Genomic DNA, 15,026 nt, shown 5'->3' on the forward strand with positions numbered 1-15,026 from the left:
GGGGCGCAAGGATAACAAAAAAGGGCCATGTCGCCATGGCCCTTTTTCAGCAGAGGCTTCTTGCGAAGCCGCCTCCCGGTTGGATTGCGGATAAGCAGCGGGCTGCTATCCGGCCGGAAGTGATTGTTCTGCCTGCGAGATCTTACAGACCCAACTTCTTGTGCAGATAGTGGATATTGGTGCCACCGTGCTGGAAGTTTTCGTCTTTCATGATCTCTTTTTGCAGCGGCACGTTGGTCTTGATGCCCTCGACCACCAGTTCGTCCAGCGCATGGCGCATGCGGGCGATGGCAATGTCACGATTCTCGCCGTAGCAGATCAGCTTGCCGATCATTGAATCGTAGTGGGGCGGTACCTTGTAACCGGCATAAATGTGGGAGTCCCAACGCACGCCCAGACCACCCGGCGCGTGGAAGCGCTGAACCAGACCCGGAGAGGGCATAAAGGTGGCCGGATCTTCGGCGTTGATCCGGCACTCGATGGCATGGCCACGGATGCGGATATCCTGCTGGGTGATCGACAGGGGCTGGCCAGCGGCGATGCGCAGCTGCTCCTTGATCAGATCGATACCGGTGACCATCTCGGTGACCGGATGCTCAACCTGAATACGGGTGTTCATTTCGATGAAATAGAACTCGCCGTTCTCGTACAGGAACTCGAAAGTACCCGCACCGCGGTAGCCGATCTCGATACAGGCACGCACACAGCGCTCGCCGATGAACTTGCGCATTTCGGCGGTGATGCCCGGTGCCGGCGCTTCTTCCACCACTTTCTGGTGGCGACGCTGCATGGAGCAGTCACGCTCGCCCAGATAGAGGGCGTTGCCCTGGCCGTCTGCCAACACCTGAATTTCGATGTGGCGCGGGTTTTCCAGGTACTTCTCCATGTAGACCATGTCGTTCTTGAAGAACTGGCCTGCTTCGGATTTGGTCAGAGCGATGGCGCCCGCCAGTTCCGCTTCATTGCGCACCACACGCATACCGCGACCACCACCGCCACCGGCGGCCTTGATGATCACCGGATAGCCGATGCGCTTGGCAATGGCGGCGTTGTGCTTGGCGTCGTTGTCGACGGGACCGTCAGAGCCCGGTACACACGGTACGCCCGCTTTCTTCATCGCTTCGATGGCGGAGACCTTGTCACCCATCAGGCGAATGGTCTCGGCGCGCGGGCCGATGAAGATGAAGCCGGATTTTTCGACCACTTCGGCGAAATCGGCGTTCTCGGAGAGGAAGCCGTAACCCGGGTGGATGGCCACGGCACCGGTTACCTCGGCGGCGGCGATGATGGCCGGGACGTTGAGGTAGGATTCAGTACTGGCCGGTCTGCCGATACAGATGGATTCGTCGGCCAGCAGCACATGTTTGAGCTCCCGGTCGGCGGTGGAGTGAACGGCCACTGTCTTGATCCCGAGCTCTTTACAGGCGCGCAGGATCCGCAGGGCAATTTCACCGCGGTTGGCGATGACTACTTTGTCCAACATGGGTGGCGATTTCCCTTATTCGATGATGAACAGCGGCTCGTCAAATTCGACGGCCTGACCATTTTCAACCAGGATCGCTTTGATCACACCGGCCTTGTCAGACTCGATTTGGTTCATCATTTTCATGGCTTCGACGATGCACAGGGTGTCGCCGACATTGACTTGCTGACCCACTTCCGCGAACGGCTTGGCATCCGGGCTGGAGGAGCGGTAGAAGGAGCCAACCATCGGGGAGCGCATCAGGTGACCGCTCGGGGCGGCATCTGCGGCCGGTGCGGCGGCAACCGGGGCGGCAGCGGCAGGTGCGGCAACCGGAGCGGCTTGCTGCATCATCATCTGCGGCATGGCGGTGGTCACCTGACCGGAGAAGTTGCGGCTGATGCGAACGGACTCTTCACCTTCGGAGATCTCCAGTTCGGCGATGCCGGACTCTTCAACCAGTTCAATCAGCTTCTTGATTTTGCGGATATCCATTAGCATTCTCTTTCTTCTTTATCTGATCAGTGATTATCAAGCCGCGCGCAGATGGTGCACGGCCGCGGTTAAAGCGAATTGGTAGCCATCGGCCCCCAGACCACAAATGACCCCTTTGGCGACATCAGACAGATAGGAGTGATGACGGAACGGCTCCCTGGCATGGACATTTGACAGGTGAACCTCGATAAAAGGGATGGCGACACCCAGCAGCGCATCGCGAATGGCGACGCTGGTGTGGGTGAAAGCGGCTGGATTGATGATGATAAAATCCACCTGGCCCATGGCCTGATGGATGCGGCCGACCAACTCATGTTCGGCATTGGATTGCAGATGTTCCAGAGTGACACCGAGTTCGCTGGCGTTAAGCTTCAGATCGGCGACGATCTCATCAAGCGTCTTGCTGCCGTAGATACCCGGTTCCCGTTTGCCCAGCAGATTCAGGTTTGGTCCGTTGAGCAGGAGAATGCGGTGATTTTGCGACATATTGAGTACATCCTCGATGATAATGCTGCTATCTATCAGCTATCTTGTGGACTACCAGAAATCTAGCCATTTTCTGCGCAAATCGGTGTGCCCTGGCACACAGATTTCGCAATTATATTGATTTCGTGAAAATTAGCAGCATTTTACTGGTCTAATCTCTACATCTGGCTATTTATTGCACATTTTGGTCGGCAAGGCTCCGTAGCTACCGCCTTGCTGTTTGCTGGCAGATAAGAAACGACAAAGCCGGCACAGGGCCGGCTTTATTGAGCAACAAACGAAGCGGGATCAGGCAGCTTCCGACTTCTCGCGGATGAGTTTGTCTACTACCCCCGGATCCGCCAGGGTGGAGATATCCCCCAGGCTGTCGGTCTCGCCGGTGGCGATCTTGCGCAAGATGCGGCGCATGATCTTGCCGGAACGGGTCTTCGGCAGCCCCTCCGCCCAGTGGATCACGTCCGGCGTAGCGATGGCGCCAATCTCCTTGCGCACCCACTCCTTCACCTCTTTGTGCAGCTCGCGGCTCGGCTCTTCCCCGGCGATCAGGGTGACATAGGCATAGATACCCTGACCCTTGATCTCGTGAGGAACCCCCACCACCGCGGCTTCAGCGATCTTGGGATGGGCCACCAGCGCCGATTCAATTTCGGCGGTACCCATGCGGTGGCCGGAGACGTTCAGTACATCATCCACCCGACCGGTGATCCAGTAGTAGCCGTCCTCGTCGCGACGGGCACCGTCGCCGGTGAAGTAGCGGCCCGGGAAGGTGGAGAAGTAGGTCTGCTCGAAGCGCTCGTGATCGCCGAATACGGTGCGCATCTGGCCCGGCCAGGAGTCGGTGATCACCAGGTTACCCTCGGTGGCCCCCTCCAGCGGTTCGCCCATGTTGTCGACCAGCGCCGGTTGCACCCCGAAGAAGGGACGAGTCGCCGAGCCCGGTTTCAGGTCGGTGACGCCGGGCAGCGGCGTAATCAGGATGCCGCCGGTCTCGGTTTGCCACCAGGTATCGACGATGGGACAGCGCTCATCACCAATGGTGCGGTAGTACCACTCCCAGGCTTCCGGGTTGATGGGTTCACCCACCGAACCCATGATGCGCAGGCTCTGGCGTGACGTGCCGGTGACCGCTTCGTTACCCTTGGCCATCAGGGCGCGGATGGCGGTAGGGGCGGTATAGAGGATGGTGACCTGGTGCTTGTCCACCACCTGACTCATGCGGTTGGTGGCAGGGTAGTTGGGCACCCCTTCGAACATGATGGTGGTGGCACCGTTGGCAAGCGGCCCGTATACCAGATAGGAGTGACCAGTGACCCAGCCCACATCGGCGGTACACCAGTAGATATCCTCTTCGTGGTAGTCGAACACATATTTGAAGGTGAGGGTGGCATAGACCAGATAGCCGCCGGTGGTGTGCAGCACCCCCTTGGGTTTGCCGGTGGAGCCGGAGGTATAGAGGATAAAAAGCGGATCTTCGGCGTTCATCGCCTCGGGCGGGCAGTCGCTGCTGACGGCGGCGGTCGCTTCATGCCACCAGATGTCGCGGTGGTTGTGCCAGGCGACATTACCGCCGGTGCGCTTGAGCACGATCACCTTGTTGACCTGGGTTTCCGGGTTGGTGAGCGCTTCATCCACATTCTTCTTGAGCGGCACCGGACGGCCACCACGCAGCCCTTCGTCGGCGGTGATTACGATGCGCGAGCCCGAGTCGATGATGCGGCCGGCCAGTGCTTCCGGCGAGAAGCCGCCGAAGACAATGCTGTGTACCGCGCCGATGCGGGTACAGGCCAGCATGGCGATGGCGGCTTCCGGCACCATGGGCATATAGAGGCAGACCACGTCGCCGCGGTGCACCCCTTGGGCTTTCAAGACGTTGGCAAACTTGCACACTTCGCTGTGCAATTCGCGGTAGGTGAGTTTGCGATCTTCGGCAGGGTTGTCCCCTTCCCAGATGATGGCGACCTTGTCACCCCGTTCGGCGAGATGGCGATCGAGACAGTTGGCCGAGACGTTGAGCTGGCCATCTTCAAACCATTTGATGGAGACATGGCCTGGATCGTAGGAGGTGTTCTTGACCTTGGTATAGGGTTTCATCCAGTCGAGAATTTTTCCCTGCTCTCCCCAGAAGGTATCGGGATCCTCGACGGAGGCCTGATACATGGCGGCGTAGTCGCCCTTGTCCAGCAGTGCATTGCTGCTGATATGGGGTTTGACCGGGTAGACCTTGCTCTCGCTCATCTGTCACTCCTTTGAATAGATCTTTTAATGGTTTCTTAACAACTTATACCTTTGGTGGCGGGGGGCAATTAGACTTTTGGATAGGCGGCAAAAGTTGGTTACAGGACAAAGAGTGACAATTAATCGGCGAGTGGGTAAAAGGGGGCGTGTCGATTAATTGGAGGTCATGATGTTTTCTCTGTTGCTCTGTGCATCCCTCTGGCAGTTTGATGCGCCAGTGCCCGCTGGCGAACCCCCGAAAGAGTTTGCGATCACCCATCAGGAGGCCTCACCTGCGCTGCGGGATCGGGTGGCCGATCAGCTTGGTCATGCATGGCAGGCCAAGGAGCCCGGTACCAGACTCACCTTCAGCGATCCAGCTCCCCGTTATGCTGGCGAATCACCGTTGACGCGCATGCTCAATGATCGTGATGATGGTTGGGAATCCCGCTTGCAGATCGAGTGGTAATCCAGTCGGCAGCCAGGAGGCGGATGCCTCCCGGCTGGTGATGATGATTGCCTGCCGCTATCAGACGTAGCGTTGATGCAGGCGATCTCCCATATGTTCGACATGCAGTGGTTTGCTGAACAGATAGCCCTGTCCTTCGCCGCAGTTGAGTGATTGCAAGAAGGCGTGTTGTGCCTTGGTTTCAATCCCTTCGGCGGTGACCTCCATATCCAGACTGTCGGCCAGATTGATGATGGTGCGGCAGAGCTCCCGACTGTTCTTGTCTTCCGGTAATGCTTGCACAAACGCCCGGTCGATCTTGATGCGATCGATCGGCAGGGTCTTGAGCAGACTCAGCGACGAGAAGCCGGTGCCAAAGTCATCGATGGCAATCTGCACGCCGAGATTTTTCAGGCGGGTAAAGAGATCCAGACTCTGTTCGACCCGCTGGATGATGCTCTCCGTCACCTCTATCTCCAGCCGTTCTGGCGGAAATCCGGTCTCGGCCAGAATGGCGGCGACCCGTTCAACGTAGCCTGGGGAGCGCATCTCCCGCACCGACACATTGACCGACAAGCGAGGCACCGGCAGTCCGGCGGCCAGCCAGTTTTGTCCCTGCTCGCAGGCGTTGCGCATCACCCACTCCCCAATTTTCTCTATCAGGCCGCACTCCTCTGCCACCGGAATAAAACGGGTCGGCGCTATCATCCCCTCATTGGGATGCTGCCAGCGCAGCAGGGCTTCCAGTCCGCTCAGGTGGCCGTTGGCCAGATTGGTCATGGGTTGATAGAAAATGCAGAGCTGTTCGAGCTCCAGGGCCTTGAGCAGACCCTGCTCAATCTGCATTCGCTCGCGGGCTCGAGCCGCCATGCAGGGGGTATAGAACTGGAATCCGTTGCGCCCCTGACTTTTCGCCTCGTACATGGCGCTGTCGGCGGCGCTGACCAGGGTTTCCGGGCTGTCTGCATGATCCGGATAGATGGCGATACCGATACTTGCCGAGATTGCCACCAGCTCATGGGCCAGCTCAACCGGTTCACGCAACACGGTCAGCAGGGTATTGGCCAGGGTTGCCAGCTCGTCAGGCTCCTCCAGATAGGGGATCAGCACCAGAAACTCGTCTCCCCCGAGGCGGGTCGCCAGATCGTTGTGCTGCAGGCAGCCGCGGATCCGCTCTGCCAGCCGCTTGAGCAGCTCATCGCCAACTCCGTGGCCCAGGCTGTCGTTGATCAGCTTGAAGCCATCCAGATCGATAAAGAGCAGCCCCAACCGTTTGCGATTGAGCTGCGCGGTTTTCAGCTCAAGGGCCAGCCGCTCCTGCAACAGATGGCGATTGCCCAGTTCGGTCAGGGGGTCGTGATAGGCAAGGTGATTCAGCTCGGCCTCCACCTTGCGAATGGCGCTGATGTCGGAAAGGGCGATCACATAGTGAGTGGTGTTGTTGAAGTTGTCATAGACAGCACTGATCTGCTGCCAGGAGGAGAAGTAGCTGCCATCCTTGCGCAGACAAACCATCTCGCCATGCCAGGCGTTGTTGCCGGGGCGCAGGTGATACCAGGGATAGTCGAGGTCAGTGTAGCGCCTGGGATGCATGATGATATCCGGGGTACGGCCTATCACCTCCTCGGCATTGTATTGGGTCAGCATGGTGAAGGCCGGGTTGACCGACAGAATATGGTGCTCGCTGTCGAGGATGATGATCCCCTCGGCCGTGGTATCGAATACCACGTTGGCCTGATGGAGTCGCTCCTCCTGACGGCGGCGGGCGGTGGCATTGTGAATGACTCCCATGACCCGGTGGCCGACCGACTCGGTGGCGGGGACATGGTCGGCATGAATATCGACCCAGTGGCGCTCGTTGAGCGCGGTGAGGTAGCTCAGGGTGAGATGGATGGGGTCATGACTTTGCAGGGCGGCCTTTAGCTGGTTGCCGGATTCCGGTTCAAAACAGTCGACGAACGCTTGCAGCCCGCCGTGGAACTGGTTGGCCTCGATGCCCAGCAGCGGCTCAATTTGGCCGTCGAACAGTAATCTGTCCTCCGCCACGTGCCACTCCCACACCCCGATTTGGGCCGCTCGCATTGCCAGTTGCAGCCGTTGTTCGGTTTCGTACTGCTCGGTGATGTCCCGCACGATGGCGAGGATGCCGTTCAGCTCCCCTTTCTCATCACGCATCGGGCTGTAGGTGGCCTGAAAGCGGCGTGAGCTGCTGTCGTACGCCGCGGTTTGGCCCGTGATGGCGATATCCACGTAGGGCATGCCGCTTCGCATGATCTGCTGAAACATAGGCTCCAGGGTCGGTGCCAGCTTGGGAACCACCTCTCTGAGGTGTTTGCCCTGATGCTCCGCGATGCTTTTGCCATTGATGTCGGCCAGCACCTGATTGACTTTACGGTAGCGAAATTCGCAGTCAAAGACGCCGATGCCCAGAGGGGCATTATCCATCAGCTGTTCCAGGACGGTGTGATCTGACAGCTGGGTCAACATTGCCTCGGTGTCGGCGTTGAAAAGCTTCCCATCCATGATGACCTCGGCATTGATTGTTTTATCACTTGCATCAGTTGTCAGTATGGCACGAACTGTTTGGCCGGGAGTCAAGCGGAGTTATCTGGTTGTTTTGACGGCAAGAATAGGCAGAAAAACCTGATAAAAAGGATGGAAAAAGGGGCGAGAGGTTATCCCTTCTGGCGACCAAACGCCTGAATGCCGCGCACCAGTACCAGCCAGCCGATCAGATGGAAGGGGAGGGCAAGCAGATAGAGCAGCAGGAAGTGCGACTCGCTGCCACTGCTGTTGATGAAGTCGATCCAGGCGGCCAGCAGCGCCAGCATGCCGGCGATCTGGAAGCGGCGGCGCAACACCACCTCGACGCCGAGATTGGCAAGGTAGAGGGTGAGCAGGATGCCAGCAAATCCGGTGAGCTGGGCGGTGCCGTAGAGCTCGCGATCCGGGTTGAACAACAGCGCAATCAGGGGAGTAATGCCCTGATCCAGCGGGATCAGGGCCAGCAGCCAGCATGCAATCAGAAGCAGGGCTGTCTTCATCGCGGACTCAGTCGGCGGACGGTGCCGGTTTGACCAGAGAGAGGTAGTTGGCATCCATCTTGAGGAAGACCCCCAGCAGACGGGCACTGGCGCCGTAGAAGCCAAACCGGTCGGCGGCGCGACAGGCGCTTTCGAACTTGTCAAACCAGCCCAGCAGATGGCCGTGCAGCAGCGCTTCCTGCTCGTCGAGCCAGCGTTCCCGCTCGGCTGCGCTCTTGGCTTCCGCCGCACGGATGATGAGATTGCCCATCAGATCCAGCTCGATGGCTAGATGATCCGCAGGCTCTTTGTATTTATCGCTGACATTGATACCAAGGCGATCGAGGCGGGCCTGCATCTCGGCCATCGGGGCCTGCATCAGCAGCTTGGCCTCGCCACGGTAGAGCGATTCGTAGGGCAGGGCGCCCTGTTTGGGATCCACCAGAAACAGCCCGGCGAAGTCGGCAGCGAGTTCGAGTTGGCGATCCGGGCGCACCAGCAGGCGGGCGATGGCATCGTTGAGCTCGGCCACGGCTTCGCGCATCGGATCCAGGGTGGAGAGGCTTTTCAGGAAGCTTCGCACATCATAGGTGTCATATTCGGCGATCTGCTCATCACTGAGTTCGGCGGCGAACAGGGTGGAGAACCACCAGTAGAGTTCGGCCCGGCGTTCGCTGGTAGCCATAAATTCCTGCATTTTTCCTCCGTGGATGGCAATCGGGAGCCTTGATGGCTCCCGATTCTAACGACTTTAAAAATAAAGGAAACTCAAGGGGGTGCTTTCGTCCCCCCGAGGTCAGAGTGCCGGGAACATGGGGTCGATGCCCTTGGCCGATTCCGGCGCGCCGAAGGCAGTGACGGCGGGTGCCTGTCCGCGGAACTTCTCGATCTCCACCAGCGCGGTATGGGCCGTGGTGGCCTGCGCCAGGCTGGAGGAGCCGATGTCGGCGGTCAGCACGTTGGGATCGCCGTAGGTACAGAGAGTCCCCACCTTGCCACCCTCTTGCGGGCCATACCAGGCTCCTTCCTGAATGCGCACCACCCCAGGGGCGTAGTCATCGCTCACCACCAGCCCGGCCAATACCTGACCGCGGCCGTTGAACACCCGCACCAGATCGCCGTCCTTGAGGCCGCGGGATTTGGCATCCTGCGGATTCATGTAGACAGGCTCGCGACCCTGCACCGTGTAGGTGGCTCGGTAGTTGTCGGAGGAGCAGAGCTGGCTGTGCAGCCGTTTGTCCGGGTGGCAGGATTGCAGGTGCAGCGGGTACTGTTTGCTGCCCGGCCCGCCGTGGGAGCGCTCGTAGGGTTCGATCCAGACCGGATGGCCCGGGCAATCCCCATAGCCGTAGTCGGCAATGGTCTTGGAGTAGATCTCGATAAGGCCGGACGGGGTACCCAGTGGCTCCAGATCCGGCTCCTGACGGAACGACTCGTGGCGCACCCAGGGTTGGCCCGCCGGGAAGGTGACGAAGCCTTCCCCGTGCCAGAACTGGCTGAAACGGGGCAGACGAATGCCGATGCCGCGCCCCTGCAGGCGGGCGTCGTCATAGATGCTCTGGATCCACTCCAGCTTGCTCTTGCCACCGGTGAACTCGGCCTCGCGACCGAAGCGACGGCAGAGATCGGCGAAGATGTCATAGTCATCGCGCGCCTCGAACAGCGGCTCCACCACCTTGTACATGGCCAGAATGCCCGCGTTGGAGTGAGAACCCCACTGCTCGATGTCATCCCGCTCGTAGGTGGTGGTGGCGGGCAGCACGATATCGGCGAAGCGGCAGCTGGCGGTCCACTGGTGATCGATGCTGACCACGGTTTCCAGCTTGCGCCAGGCCGCAACCATCTTGTTGCGATCCTGCTGGTGGTGGAACGGGTTGTTGCCGCAGAACACTGCCATCTTCATGTGGGGGTAGGTGATGGTCTGGCCGTTGAAGGCGATCTGCTTGCCCGGATTGAGGATGCAGTCGACGAAACGGGCCACCGGAATGAATTTGGAGTAGCCCTTCCAGTCGCCATCATGGATCGGCTTGACCCCGGGAATGACCGAGCTGAAACCTGACATGATGGGGCCGCTGGAGGTGATGGTGCCCGCTCCGTTGTAGTGCCAGCCAAAGCCGTAACCGCCCCCCGGCAGGCCGATCTGGCCAATCATCGAGGCCAGTACCACCAGCATCCAGGCGTACTGCTCGCCGTGGTGCATGCGCTGCACACACCAGCCGCCGATAAGCTGGGTGCGTCCACTGCTCATGGCGCGGGCCAGTTCGCGGATGGTCTCGGCTGGTACGCCACAGATGGCGGCTGCCCACTCGGCGTCCTTCACCTGACCATCGCTGGTGCCCAGCAGGTAGGGCAGGAACTTGTCAAAGCCGGTGGTGTAGTTCTTCAGGAACGCCTCGTCGTGGCGCTTCTCGCTGTAGAGGGTGTGGGCGATGCCCAGCATCAGCGGTACGTCGGTTTGCGGATTCAGGGTCACCTGATCGCAATTGAGGTACTTCTGGGTCTTGGATTTGACCGGATCGACACTGATCACCCGGATCTCGCCCTTGGCCACCTTCTCTTTCAGCTGTGCCCAGTAGTCGTAGACGCTGTGATCCGGCACCAGCCAGCCCACCTGCAGGTTCTTGATGGGATCTGAGCCCCAGATGACGATAGTCTTGCTGTGTTCCAGTACCAGCGGCCAGGAGGTCTGCTGCTCGTACACCTCCATGGCGCCCGCCACGTGGGGCAGGATCACCTGGGCGGCACCGGTGGAGTAGTCACCGGCCTTGGCCAGATAGGTGCCGTGCAGGTTCATGGCGCGTCCCAGCATGGCGCCAGCGGAGTGCAGCTTGCCCACCGACTGCCAGCCGGAGTGACCGGCATAGAGGGCGCTCGGGCCATAGATCTTCTGCACCCGCTCCAGCTCGTGATAGAAGAAGTCCAGCGCCTGGGACCAGGTCACCCGCACGAAGCGGTTCTGGCCACGTTCGCTGGTGTCGGACTGGTGCCCCTTGCGCAGCCAGTCCAGTCGCACCATGGGGTAGCGGATGCGGGAGGGGTTGTAGACCACCTCACTCAAGGCCTTGAGCATGTCGGTGGGGTGCTTTTCATGCTCGAACGGCAGGGTCTCGACCCAGCGTCCATCGACCACCCGGGCCCGGAAGGCGCCCCAGTGGGAGCCGGACTGCACCAGTTTTTCGCCGGACTCGGCGGCCATCACGGCGCGACCGAGCAGGGAGGGGCCGATCAGGGCAGAGGCACCGCTGGCCAGCAAGCCACCCAGAAAACCACGACGGGAAATATTGATCATCTTGTTATTCCTCTTTCGAATCCGGACTTAGTGGCTGCCCTGACCACCGGTATCGGCGGCATGGTTTTGCAGGTATTTGAGCAGGGTGCGCTCCTCTTCCTTGCTCAGGCGATAGTAGGCAGACATCGCCTTGAGTCCCGAAATCCAGCCGTTGGCAGTGAAGTGAGCGGGATCCGGCGCGCCGTGGCAGGAGTTGCAGGTGGATTTGTACATCTCGCCGGCGTAATCCCAGATTGGCTTGAGCGAGGACTCAAAGCCCTTGCCATCGACCCAGGCCTGCACCTGAACCTGCTCCCACTTGATATGAGTGGCGCTGTCGGTCTCCTGTTTGAGCACTTTCTCGCTCGCTTTCAGTTCGTCACGGATGGTGGCGACGAAGACCCGCTTGCCCATGTATTCGCTCAGCACCCGGCCCTTGCCGTCGCTCTCGCGCCACCCTTCGATGGTCACCTTGAGGCGATCGCCGCTGCGGTCTACGACGTCGATGCGGGAGGCAGGCAGCAGTTTGCCGACCGGGTCGCTGCTCTGTTCGCTGGCATAGAGATCTTTTTCACCCAGGTTGTAGAGGGTCTCGGCGGCTGGCGCCTCTTGCGCGTCGTTGACCAGAGTGGCGTAAGTGGCCCGGAAGCCGCCCGCCATGTTGGGCAGTTCGTGGGCGATGCCCTTGTGGCACTCGATGCAGTTCATGTTCTTCGCCGCCGCATCTTTCATCGCCAGCGCTGCCGCCGGGGACTGCTTGGCGTGATCCATGTTGTCGTAGCTGTGGCAGGACTTGCAGGTCTTGGAGTTCTGGCTGCTCATCCGCGCCCACACCTTCTCGGCCAGATGCAGGCGCCGGTCCTCGAACTTCTCCTGAGTGTCGATGCTGTGGCCTATGTACTCCTGATAGAGGTCGTTGGCCGCCTCCATCTTGCGGGCCACCTTGCCGACAAAGTCCTTCGGCTGGTGACAGTCGGTACAGACCGCCTGTACCCCTGAGGCATTCTTGAAGTGGATGGACTCCTTGTACTCCGGATAGACGGTGTCTTTCATGGAGTGGCAGGAGATACAGAATTCGAGGCTGCTGGTTTTCTCAAAGCCATAGTGCAGGCCGACGGTGCCCGCGAGGGTGACGCCGACGCCCACCAGAAGCAGCGCCAGTACCGACCAGCGACGGCTGGGGGTGCGCAGGAAGTGCCACAGTTTTTTCATCATGCTCTCTCACATCACTTTTTTGATGGGAGCCATGATAGGGAGGCGTTGTGAACAGGGCTGCCGCCACAAATTAATGAAATAGGGGTATTTATGACAAAATGTGAATAGAATAATCCTCCCTTGTCGACCATCGTGAATCCTGCCCATGAGCTACCACATTCTAGTTGTTGAAGATGATGCGGTTACCCGCGAGAAGCTGACCGGCTATTTCGAGCGGGAGGGCTATCGGGTGACGGCGGTCGAAAACGGCCAGGAGATGCGCGCCATGCTGGCGGAACAAACGGTCGATCTGGTGATGCTGGATATCAACCTGCCGGGGGAAGATGGTCTGCTGCTGACCCGTGAATTGCGGGCGCGCAGCACGGTGGGGATCATTCTGGTCACCGGCCGCAGCGATGCGGTGGACCGGATTGTCGGCCTCGAGATGGGGGCCGACGACTATGTCACCAAGCCGTTCGAGCTACGGGAGTTGCTGGTGCGGGTCAAGAATCTGCTGTGGCGGATCTCGCTGGCGGCCGCCGCGCCGAGCGAGCCTGCGGTGGCTGACGATGCGGTGCGCTTCGGCCCCTGGCGTTTTGATATTCCCCGCCGCCAGCTCAGCAAGGACGGAGTGCCGGTGCGTCTGACCAAGGCCGAATATGAAGTGCTGGTGGCCTTTGTCGCCCATGCCGGGCGGGTGCTCGGTCGGGAGCGGATCCTGACCCTCATCAGCCATCGCGGCGATGGCCCGAGCGATCGCACCATAGACGTGTTGATCCGGCGGCTGCGCGGCAAGATGGAAGCGGATCCGCGGGATCCCCAGCTGTTTGTGACCGTCCATGGTGAAGGCTATCTGTTTGCCGGTGAGATAGCCTCCTGAGCCCGTTGCGGTGGCCTTGACCTGTTTGACCGGGTATCAGACCGGCGGGCGGGTATCAAATTGCGGGCAGTCGTCGCCAATCTGGTGCCAGGGCGCCTTGGAGCCGACAAAGATGTGAAACGCGGGCCGCTGGCTCGGCACGTCGTCCAGTACCCCCAACCGCAGATTGATCTTGCCGCTGCTGCTCTTCTGGCTGAACAGGCTGGAGCCGCAGTGACGACAGAAGGCCAGGGTGGTCTCTGCCGATTTGCGGTAGCGGTCGATGGCCTCTTCCCCCTTCACTATGGTGACCTGGTTGCCATCCAGTCCGCCGACCGAAGCGTAATCTCCCCCTGAAAACTTGCGGCATTCGCTGCAGTGGCAGTTCCCCATATAGTCGAACTGATCCGGCAGGGTCAGGGCGACGGCGCCGCACAGGCAGCTGGCATGTAACTCTTTCATCTCTTCTCCTTGAGTGTGCTGATCGGATTTGGAACGGCTATTCGACCCGATAGACGGGACGAAAAGCGCCATCCGAGAGGGAATCGGCGGGGTCGGCCAGCGGTGCAGACAGCGTCAGAATGGGTGGTCCCATCACCCGAGGGCACTGCTCGGCATTGGCATCAGGGTGTTGCAGCAGGCAGACCGCCTGAGCGACCGCAAGGCGCCCCTGCAGCCGCATCTGATCGCTGTTGGCGGCCAGGATCTTGCCTCGGCGCAGGCCCCGCTGTACCCCATGGCTGAAGTAGGTGCTCAGCACCTGGGGCCTGTCGAGATGGCGCTGTGATAGTTCGTTGACGGCCACTTCAGCGGCGATGGCGCCTCCCACCAGATAGTCGAGGTCGGGATAGCGGGCCAGCGTCTGCTGCACCAGGGTGCGCTGGATTTCCCGGCTGTTGTCGCCGCGCTCGGTGGTGACCAGCTTGATGGCGCTCCCCTTGATGGAGTCGGCAAAGCCCGGCTCGACAAAGTTGTTGCCGCCACTCGCCTGCGGGCCGGGGAAGAGGGCGACCGAGACCGGCTTGCTGCCGGCGGGGTGACGCTGCGCCAGCCAGTGGCCGATTTGCCAGCCCATCTGGTACCAGGAGACCCCCACCTTGGCCTGCACCAGACCGCTGGGCAGATCGTTGACCACCCCAAAGACCGGCAGCGGCGTGGCCTCGATTGCCTCGCGCAAGCCCTGATAGCTCACCGCGCCGAGCAAGATGGCGTCGCTCCCTTCCTGCACGCAGCGCTGCAACTGCTGGCGCTGCTCGACGAGGGCGCCATAGCCCCCCGCTTCGTGGATCTGCAACTTGACTCCCAGCCGCTTCGCTTCGTCCACCATGCCCTGATTGACCGAAAGCCAGTAGGCGTCGCGCAGATGGGGGTAGAGGGCACAGAGGGTCAGCGGTTTGGTTGCCGCTGCGGGTTCCTGCCACTGCTGGCGCAGCGGCTGGCCGCTGAATTCGCCGCCGGGCCAGATATCGACCGCAAAGGCGAGGACGGCTCGGGGAAGCATTAGCAACCAGATCAGCAACAACGGGGAGAGATAGACGCTTCGCATGGCCAGGGGTTTTGTTAAAGTGTTGGGCCAT

The 15,026-nt window shown here is 60.3% G+C and carries 13 protein-coding genes; 2 read left to right on the forward strand and 11 right to left on the reverse strand.

The annotated features are described in order from the left end of the window. Window positions 1-142: 142 nt before the first annotated feature. The 4 genes from accC to acs all read right to left on the reverse strand — a co-directional run bounded on the left by accC (window position 143) and on the right by acs (window position 4,678). A complete protein-coding gene (accC, locus tag AB5Y76_RS03685) occupies window positions 143-1,483 on the reverse strand; it encodes an acetyl-CoA carboxylase biotin carboxylase subunit (protein WP_005338910.1) in 1,341 nt (446 codons plus the stop codon). Window positions 1,484-1,498: 15 nt separating this feature from the next. Continuing rightward, the gene (gene accB, locus AB5Y76_RS03690; RefSeq protein WP_005338908.1) at window positions 1,499-1,957 is read right to left on the reverse strand and encodes an acetyl-CoA carboxylase biotin carboxyl carrier protein; all 459 of its coding nucleotides are present in this window, start codon (window positions 1,955-1,957) and stop codon (window positions 1,499-1,501) included. A 36-nt stretch (window positions 1,958-1,993) separates the two neighbouring features. Next, complete coding sequence (aroQ, locus tag AB5Y76_RS03695; protein ID WP_005338907.1) at window positions 1,994-2,443, reverse strand: type II 3-dehydroquinate dehydratase; 450 nt, start codon at window positions 2,441-2,443, stop codon at window positions 1,994-1,996. Window positions 2,444-2,731: 288 nt separating this feature from the next. Next, on the reverse strand, window positions 2,732-4,678 hold the full coding sequence (acs, locus tag AB5Y76_RS03700; RefSeq protein ID WP_123173670.1) for an acetate--CoA ligase: 1,947 nt from the start codon (window positions 4,676-4,678) through the stop codon (window positions 2,732-2,734). 166 nt (window positions 4,679-4,844) lie between these two features. Here acs and AB5Y76_RS03705 point away from each other — a divergent pair, with 166 nt between their 5' ends. Then, the gene (locus tag AB5Y76_RS03705) at window positions 4,845-5,126 is read left to right on the forward strand and encodes a hypothetical protein (RefSeq protein WP_236357092.1); all 282 of its coding nucleotides are present in this window, start codon (window positions 4,845-4,847) and stop codon (window positions 5,124-5,126) included. A gap of 60 nt (window positions 5,127-5,186) precedes the next feature. Here the strand turns inward: AB5Y76_RS03705 and AB5Y76_RS03710 are convergent, their stop codons facing one another. From AB5Y76_RS03710 to torC, 5 genes are all read right to left on the reverse strand, one after another. Beyond that, a complete protein-coding gene (locus tag AB5Y76_RS03710; protein ID WP_368177690.1) occupies window positions 5,187-7,592 on the reverse strand; it encodes an EAL domain-containing protein in 2,406 nt (801 codons plus the stop codon). Window positions 7,593-7,780: 188 nt separating this feature from the next. Beyond that, window positions 7,781-8,149, reverse strand: coding sequence for a hypothetical protein (locus AB5Y76_RS03715; protein WP_005358420.1), 369 nt, complete (start codon window positions 8,147-8,149; stop codon window positions 7,781-7,783). 7 nt (window positions 8,150-8,156) lie between these two features. Beyond that, window positions 8,157-8,825: a molecular chaperone TorD gene (torD, locus tag AB5Y76_RS03720; protein WP_058057287.1), complete on the reverse strand. Its 669-nt coding sequence runs from the start codon at window positions 8,823-8,825 to the stop codon at window positions 8,157-8,159. Between the two features lie 99 nt (window positions 8,826-8,924). Next, window positions 8,925-11,417, reverse strand: a complete 2,493-nt coding sequence (torA, locus tag AB5Y76_RS03725) for a trimethylamine-N-oxide reductase TorA (protein ID WP_368177680.1) — start codon at window positions 11,415-11,417, stop codon at window positions 8,925-8,927. A 27-nt stretch (window positions 11,418-11,444) separates the two neighbouring features. Continuing rightward, entirely contained in the window at window positions 11,445-12,611 is a 1,167-nt protein-coding gene (gene torC, locus AB5Y76_RS03730) for a pentaheme c-type cytochrome TorC (protein WP_080771394.1), read from the reverse strand. A gap of 145 nt (window positions 12,612-12,756) precedes the next feature. On the opposite strand from torC, the gene torR reads away from it, so the two are divergent. After that, entirely contained in the window at window positions 12,757-13,470 is a 714-nt protein-coding gene (torR, locus tag AB5Y76_RS03735) for a two-component system response regulator TorR (protein WP_368177681.1), read from the forward strand. A gap of 36 nt (window positions 13,471-13,506) precedes the next feature. Here torR and AB5Y76_RS03740 read toward each other — a convergent pair whose 3' ends face one another. Further along, entirely contained in the window at window positions 13,507-13,911 is a 405-nt protein-coding gene (locus tag AB5Y76_RS03740) for a GFA family protein (RefSeq protein ID WP_368177682.1), read from the reverse strand. A gap of 37 nt (window positions 13,912-13,948) precedes the next feature. Then, window positions 13,949-14,995 carry a TMAO reductase system periplasmic protein TorT gene (torT, locus tag AB5Y76_RS03745; protein ID WP_368177683.1) on the reverse strand — a complete coding sequence of 349 codons (1,047 nt, stop codon included), beginning with the start codon at window positions 14,993-14,995 and terminating at the stop codon, window positions 13,949-13,951. Between the last annotated feature and the right edge of the window lie 31 nt (window positions 14,996-15,026).

This window comes from Aeromonas sp. R1-2 (assembly GCF_040908505.1).
GTDB lineage: Bacteria > Pseudomonadota > Gammaproteobacteria > Enterobacterales > Aeromonadaceae > Aeromonas > Aeromonas veronii.

Coding starts and splice junctions, on each gene's coding strand:
- accC (WP_005338910.1), bottom strand. CDS start 1,483: ATGTTGGACAAAGTAGTCATCGCCAACCGCGGTGAAATTGCCCTGCGG.
- accB (WP_005338908.1), bottom strand. CDS start 1,957: ATGGATATCCGCAAAATCAAGAAGCTGATTGAACTGGTTGAAGAGTCC.
- aroQ (WP_005338907.1), bottom strand. CDS start 2,443: ATGTCGCAAAATCACCGCATTCTCCTGCTCAACGGACCAAACCTGAAT.
- acs (WP_123173670.1), bottom strand. CDS start 4,678: ATGAGCGAGAGCAAGGTCTACCCGGTCAAACCCCATATCAGCAGCAAT.
- AB5Y76_RS03705 (WP_236357092.1), top strand. CDS start 4,845: ATGATGTTTTCTCTGTTGCTCTGTGCATCCCTCTGGCAGTTTGATGCG.
- AB5Y76_RS03710 (WP_368177690.1), bottom strand. CDS start 7,592: ATGTTGACCCAGCTGTCAGATCACACCGTCCTGGAACAGCTGATGGAT.
- AB5Y76_RS03715 (WP_005358420.1), bottom strand. CDS start 8,149: ATGAAGACAGCCCTGCTTCTGATTGCATGCTGGCTGCTGGCCCTGATC.
- torD (WP_058057287.1), bottom strand. CDS start 8,825: ATGCAGGAATTTATGGCTACCAGCGAACGCCGGGCCGAACTCTACTGG.
- torA (WP_368177680.1), bottom strand. CDS start 11,417: ATGATCAATATTTCCCGTCGTGGTTTTCTGGGTGGCTTGCTGGCCAGC.
- torC (WP_080771394.1), bottom strand. CDS start 12,611: ATGATGAAAAAACTGTGGCACTTCCTGCGCACCCCCAGCCGTCGCTGG.
- torR (WP_368177681.1), top strand. CDS start 12,757: ATGAGCTACCACATTCTAGTTGTTGAAGATGATGCGGTTACCCGCGAG.
- AB5Y76_RS03740 (WP_368177682.1), bottom strand. CDS start 13,911: ATGAAAGAGTTACATGCCAGCTGCCTGTGCGGCGCCGTCGCCCTGACC.
- torT (WP_368177683.1), bottom strand. CDS start 14,995: ATGCGAAGCGTCTATCTCTCCCCGTTGTTGCTGATCTGGTTGCTAATG.